5 protein-coding genes are annotated in these 5,990 nt (G+C 64.2%); all 5 read left to right on the top strand.

Features of this window, described 5'->3' with window-relative positions:
- Positions 1–560: 560 nt before the first annotated feature.
- From JOZ06_RS05360 to JOZ06_RS05340, 5 genes are read left to right on the top strand one after another with little or no spacing between them, the layout of a single operon-like run.
- Positions 561–1,709 (top strand): ABC transporter substrate-binding protein, encoded by a 1,149-nt coding sequence (locus JOZ06_RS05360; RefSeq protein WP_293229644.1) that lies wholly within the window; start codon positions 561–563, stop codon positions 1,707–1,709.
- 55 nt (positions 1,710–1,764) lie between these two features.
- Positions 1,765–2,805, top strand: a complete 1,041-nt coding sequence (locus JOZ06_RS05355) for an ABC transporter ATP-binding protein (protein WP_293229641.1) — start codon at positions 1,765–1,767, stop codon at positions 2,803–2,805.
- A complete protein-coding gene (locus JOZ06_RS05350; protein WP_293229638.1) occupies positions 2,789–3,718 on the top strand; it encodes an ABC transporter permease in 930 nt (309 codons plus the stop codon). The genes JOZ06_RS05355 and JOZ06_RS05350 overlap by 17 nt, the downstream gene beginning before the upstream one ends.
- Complete coding sequence (locus tag JOZ06_RS05345; RefSeq protein ID WP_293229635.1) at positions 3,708–4,529, top strand: ABC transporter permease; 822 nt, start codon at positions 3,708–3,710, stop codon at positions 4,527–4,529. Before JOZ06_RS05350 ends, JOZ06_RS05345 begins: the two co-directional genes overlap by 11 nt.
- Positions 4,530–4,553: 24 nt before the next feature.
- Positions 4,554–5,990 (top strand): gamma-aminobutyraldehyde dehydrogenase, encoded by a 1,437-nt coding sequence (locus tag JOZ06_RS05340; RefSeq protein ID WP_293229632.1) that lies wholly within the window; start codon positions 4,554–4,556, stop codon positions 5,988–5,990.

Below are 5,990 nucleotides of genomic sequence, written 5' to 3'. Positions count from 1 at the left end.
GCGCACGTCGGGGTGGAAGGAAGTTAAAAAGCAACGGCGGGAGTCAAAGCAAAACCTTAACGGCGGGAGTAAACGCCCGTCCCCGCTCCCGCTTTCAAGGTGTTGCCGTTACTCCCGCAGTGGTGGTTCGCGCAAGCGAAACGGCGGGAGTAAAAGCAAAACCTTAACGGCGGGAGTAAAAGCCGGGACGCTGTTGCCACTCCCGCTTTTAAGGTGTTGCCGTTACTCCCGCAATGGGGTTCGGCGCAACGCGCGGCATCGCGCCGAACCCCCATCCAGCCATCTGTTTTTCCGAATACATACCGTATTCATTCCAAAAAACCGAACGCAATCCCACCAAACGCCAGTCAATTCGGCGACTGGGCCGCCACGCCCTCTCCCGACGCGGTGTTTGCCCCTAAGTGATTGCCGCATTTTCGGAATAACCGAACGGCCCGATAGGTTTAGTGCATTAGCTCAAATGTGTGCGAATTCATATCATGCTATAGGCATAGATTGGCACAGACCAACCATGCCGTCGCATGTCCGCTCGCGCTATAGGCGCTACACAGGAGAGTAACATGTTCAAGACAATGCATTCCGTCATCGGCCTCGCGCTCGGCGCGCTAGCCGCCTGCGCCCAAGCCGCGCCACTGACCCACCTCGGCGCGGGAGAAGGCCAGCTCAACATCTTGGCTTGGCCCGGCTACATCGAACGCGGCGCCAACGACAAGAACTACGACTGGGTGACCGGTTTCGAAAAGCAGACCGGCTGTATGATCAACGTCAAAACCGCCGCCACCTCGGACGAGATGGTGTCGTTGATGGGGTCGGGCAATTACGACCTGGTCACCGCCTCGGGCGACGCCTCGCTGCGCCTGATCTACGGCAAGAAAGTCCAGCCGGTCAACACCGCGCTGATCCCCAGCTGGAAGACCTTGGACAAGCGCCTGCAAAACGGCAACTGGTTCACCGTCAATGGCCAGCATTACGGCACGCCCTATCAATGGGGCGCCAACTTCCTCGCCTACAACAGCAACGTCTTCAAAACCGCGCCGAAGAGCTGGAACGTGGTGTTCGAACCGATGAACCTGCCGGACGGCAAGCCCAACAAGGGCCGCATTCAAGCGTACGACGGGCCGATCTACATCGCCGACGCCGCCATGTACCTGATGGTCAAGAACCCGTCGCTCGGCATCACCGACCCGTATGAGCTCAACGACACCCAGTACGCCGCCGTGCTGAAACTGCTGCGGCAGCAAAAGCTGCTGGCCCACCGCTATTGGCACGACGTCACCGTGCAGATGAACGACTTCAAGAATGAAGGCATCGCCGCCACCAGCGCCTGGGGCTATACCGTCAATTCGCTCGCCGGCGAGAAATTCCCCATCGGCGAGACCATTCCCAAGGAAGGCGCGACCGGCTGGGCCGACACCACGATGCTGGCCGCCGACGCCAAGCATCCGGTGTGCAGCTACAAGTGGATGGAGTGGTCGCTGAACAAGAACCTGCAATCGGCGCTGGCCGAGTGGTTCGGCTCCAACCCGGTGGTACCGGAAGCCTGCAACACCAAGGCTCCCGGCGGCACCGCCTTCTGCCAGACCAACGGCTTTGACAAATTCGCCCAGATCCATTTCTGGAAAACCCCGACCGCGCAATGCAAACAGGGACGCTGCGTGCCTTACAGCCGCTGGACGGCCGACTACATCGCCGTCATGGGCGGACGCTGAGCCACGCCGCCGGCCTCGCCGGGCCGGCGGCTTCACCCGAAGCGAGATTTCTATCGTGACCTACGCCGTCGAATTTCAGAATCTGAGCCGCACCTTCGACAAAGTGCGCGCCGTGGACAACGTCGACCTGCAAATCGGGGAAGGCGAATTCTTTTCCATGCTCGGCCCCTCCGGCTCGGGCAAGACCACCTGCCTGCGGCTGATCGCCGGCTTCGAGCAGCCGAGCGCGGGCTCGGTGCGCATTTTCGGCCAAGAGGCCGCCGGTCTGCCGCCCTACCGCCGCGACGTCAACACGGTGTTCCAGGACTACGCGCTGTTTCCGCACATGAGCGTGGCCGACAACGTCGCCTACGGCCTGATGGTCGCCGGCGTGGGCAAACGCGAGCGCCAAGAACGGGCGCAAGCGATGCTCGAACTGGTCAAGCTCGGCGACTACGGCCAACGCCGGCCGGCCGCGCTGTCCGGCGGCCAGCGTCAGCGGGTCGCGCTGGCGCGCGCCTTGATCAAAAAACCGCGCGTGCTGCTGCTCGACGAACCGCTGGGCGCACTCGACCTGAAGCTGCGCGAACAAATGCAGATCGAGCTCAAAAGCCTGCAGCGCCAGCTCGGCATCACCTTCATCTACGTCACGCACGACCAGGGCGAGGCGCTGTCGATGTCCGACCGCGTGGCGGTGTTCAACCTCGGCCGCATCGAGCAAGTCGCCACGCCGCGCGAACTGTACACTAGGCCGGCCACCGCCTTCGTCGCCGATTTCGTCGGCACCTCCAACGTGTTCGACCATGCCGCCGCGCAAACGCTATGCGGACAGGACCGGCCCTTCTCGATTCGCCCCGAGCGCATCCGCATCGGCCAAGACGGTCCGCGCGAAGGCGAGATCGGCCTTTCCGGCGAGCTGATCGACATCCAGTACCTGGGCGCGGTCAGCCGCTTCGAGGTCCGCGCCGGCAACGGCAAGGTGCTGGCGGTGGTCAGCCCCAATCTGGACGACCACGACGTCGCCTTCACCGTCGGCGCGCCGGTCAAGCTCTATTGGCCGCAACGCGCGATGCATCCGCTCGCTCCCGAGGAGAACGGCCATGTCGCGCATGCTTGAACGGCGCGGGCTGTCCGCGTTGACCGACGCGCTCTACCGCCGCCCCGCCTTGTGGCTGTTCCTGCTGCTCGCGCCGCCGCTCTTGTGGTTCGGTCTGGTCTACCTCGGCTCGTTGTTCGCGCTGTTGGCGCAGAGTTTCTTCACCTTCGACGACTTCACCATGAATGTCAGCCCGGTGTTGACGCTCGACAACTACCGCGCGCTGCTCGACCCCGCCAACCATGACGTGATCCTGCGCACGGTCGCCATGGCGGCGGCGGTGACGCTCGCCGCCGCCGTGCTCGCCTTCCCGCTCGCCTACTACATGGCGCGCTACGCCCGCGGCTGGCGCAAAGGCTTCTTCTACGTCGCGGTCATGCTGCCGATGTGGGCCAGCTACATCGTCAAGGCCTACTCCTGGACCGTCATTCTGGCTAAAGGCGGCCTGGTGTACTGGTTCTACCGCAGCTTCGGCCTGTCGGGCGTGGTCGATTGGCTGTTGTCGTTGCCGGGCATCGGCGGCGACTCGCTGTCCACCTCGACGCTCGGCCGCTTTACCGTGTTCACCTACATCTGGCTGCCGTTCATGATCTTGCCGATCCAAGCGGCGCTCGAGCGCGTGCCGGGCAACCTGATCCAGGCCGCGGCCGACCTCGGCGCCACGCCGTTCATGGCGTTTCGCACGGTGATACTGCCGCTGGCGTTTCCCGGCGTGGTGGCGGGCTCGATCTTCACTTTTTCGCTCACGCTCGGCGACTACATCATTCCGCAGCTGTTCGGGCCGTCGGGTCTTTTCATCGGCACCATGGTCTACACGATGCAAGGCTCGATCGGCAACATGCCCATGGCGGGCGCGTTCACCCTGGTGCCGGTGCTGATCATCGCGGTATACCTGTCCATCGCCAAACGACTGGGGGCCTTCGATGCGCTTTGACCGCTCAACCGCCGACCGCGCCCCGTGGTGGCTCAAGAGTCTCGCCTGGGCCGGGCTGGGCTTTCTGCACTTGCCGATCGTCATGATCGTGCTGTATGCCTTCAATACCGAAACGTCGGCTTACAGTTTTCCGCTCAAAGGCTTCACGCTGCATTGGTTCAGCATCGCCTTCGCCAATCCCGACGTGCTCGCCGCCATCGGGCTCTCGATCAAGATCGCGCTCGTGGCCACGCTGTTGGCCATGGTGCTGGGCACGATGGCGGCAGGCGCCCTCTACCGCGGCAGCTTCTTCGGCAAGGAAGCGGTCACGCTGATGCTGATCCTGCCCATCGCGCTGCCCGGCATCATCACCGGCCTGTCGCTGTTGGCCGCCTTCCGGCTCGCCGGCGTCGCGCCCGGCTTTTGGACCATCGCCGTCGGCCATGCCACCTTCTGCGTGGTGGTGGTCTACAACAACGTCGTCGCCCGGCTCAGACGCAACAGCATGAGCCTGATCGAAGCGTCGATGGATCTGGGCGCCGACCCCTGGCAGACTTTCCGCCACATCGTGCTGCCGCAAATCGCCACGGCGCTCTTGGCCGGCGGCATACTGGCCTTCGCGCTCAGTTTCGACGAGATCATCGTCACCACCTTCACTGCCGGCAACGAGGTGACGCTGCCGATCTGGCTGCTCAACCAGCTGACCCGGCCGCGCGACGTGCCGGTCACCAACGTGGTCGCCATGACCGTGATGCTATTGACCACTTTGCCGATCATCGCCGCCTGGCGGCTGACCAGCGGCACCGAAGACATTGCCGGCAGCGGCAAGTAACCCCGACCATCGAGAGGCTGAATCATGGAAAAGACCCTGCAAACCGCCCTGCTGATCAACGGCCTGTTTGTCCAAGGCGAAGGCAACATCGAGGAAATCGTCAACCCGGCCACCGGCGAGTGCATCGCCCGCATCCACGAAGCATCGCTCGAACAGGTGCAGGCCGCCGTCAAGAGCGCCGACGCCGCCTTCGCCGAGTGGGGGCGCACCACGCCGAAAGACCGCGCGCAAATGCTCCTGGCCATCGCCGACGCCATCGAGTCGCATGCCACCGAGTTCGCCCGGTTGGAGTCGCTGAACTGCGGCAAGCCCTATGCGCTGGCGCTCGCCGACGAAATTCCCGCCGTGGCCGATGTCTTCCGTTTCTTCGCCGGCGCCGTGCGCGCCCAGACCGGTCTTTTGGCCGGCGAGTACCTGGCGGGCCACACGAGCCTGATCCGCCGCGATCCGTTGGGCGTGGTCGCCTCGATCGCGCCGTGGAACTATCCGCTGATGATGGCGGCGTGGAAAATGGCGCCGGCGCTCGCCGCCGGCAACACCGTGGTGCTCAAGCCGTCGGAGCAAACGCCGCTGACCACGCTCAAGCTGGCGGAATACTGCGCGGACATCCTGCCGCCGGGCGTGTTCAACGTCGTGCTCGGCCGCGGCGAAACCGTCGGCAGCCCGTTGATCACCCAGCCGCAGGTGCGCATGATCTCGCTCACCGGCGACGTCTCCACCGGCTCCCGCATCCTGGAAGCCGCGGCCAAATCGCTCAAGCGCACCCACCTGGAGCTGGGCGGCAAGGCGCCGGTGCTGGTCTTCGACGACGCCGACCTGGACGAAGTGGTCGCCGGCATCCGCGCCTTCGGCTACTACAACGCCGGCCAGGACTGCACCGCCGCCTGCCGTCTCTATGCCCACAGCAAGATCTACGACCGTCTGGTGGCCGAACTGTCGAGCGCGGTCTCCGCCATCCGCTTCGGCAAGCAGCACGACGACGGCGTGGAAATGGGACCGCTGATCTCCGAGCGCCAGCTCAACCGCGTCGCCAGTTTCGTCGAACGCGCCCAGCAGCAAGGACACATGGAAATCACCGCCGGCGGCAAGCGCGCCCCGGGCGCTGGCTATTTCTTCCAGCCGACGGTCATTGCCGGTGCGCGCCAAAGCGACGAAATCGTCTGCAGCGAGGTGTTCGGCCCGGTGGTATCGATCACCCGCTTCGATGACGAGGCCCAGGCCGTCGCTTGGGCCAACGACTCCACCTACGGCCTCGCGAGCTCGGTCTGGACCCGCGACGTCGGCCGCGCCATGCGTGTGGCGTCGGCGCTGCAGTATGGCTGCACCTGGATCAATACCCATTTCATGCTGATCAGCGAAATGCCGCACGGCGGACTCAAGCGCTCCGGCTACGGCAAGGACTTGTCGCTGTATGCGCTGGAAGACTACAGCGTGGCGCGCCATATCATGATCAAGCACTAG

The organism is Paludibacterium sp. (assembly GCF_019232825.1).
Lineage (GTDB): Bacteria > Pseudomonadota > Gammaproteobacteria > Burkholderiales > Chromobacteriaceae > Paludibacterium.
This window is presented reverse-complemented; position numbering and strand designations above follow the sequence as displayed.

What these genes read in the sequence shown, in the direction of transcription:
- JOZ06_RS05360 (WP_293229644.1), top strand. Translation starts at nt 561, where the DNA reads ATGTTCAAGACAATGCATTCCGTCATCGGCCTCGCGCTCGGCGCGCTA.
- JOZ06_RS05350 (WP_293229638.1), top strand. Translation starts at nt 2,789, where the DNA reads ATGTCGCGCATGCTTGAACGGCGCGGGCTGTCCGCGTTGACCGACGCG.
- JOZ06_RS05345 (WP_293229635.1), top strand. Translation starts at nt 3,708, where the DNA reads ATGCGCTTTGACCGCTCAACCGCCGACCGCGCCCCGTGGTGGCTCAAG.
- JOZ06_RS05340 (WP_293229632.1), top strand. Translation starts at nt 4,554, where the DNA reads ATGGAAAAGACCCTGCAAACCGCCCTGCTGATCAACGGCCTGTTTGTC.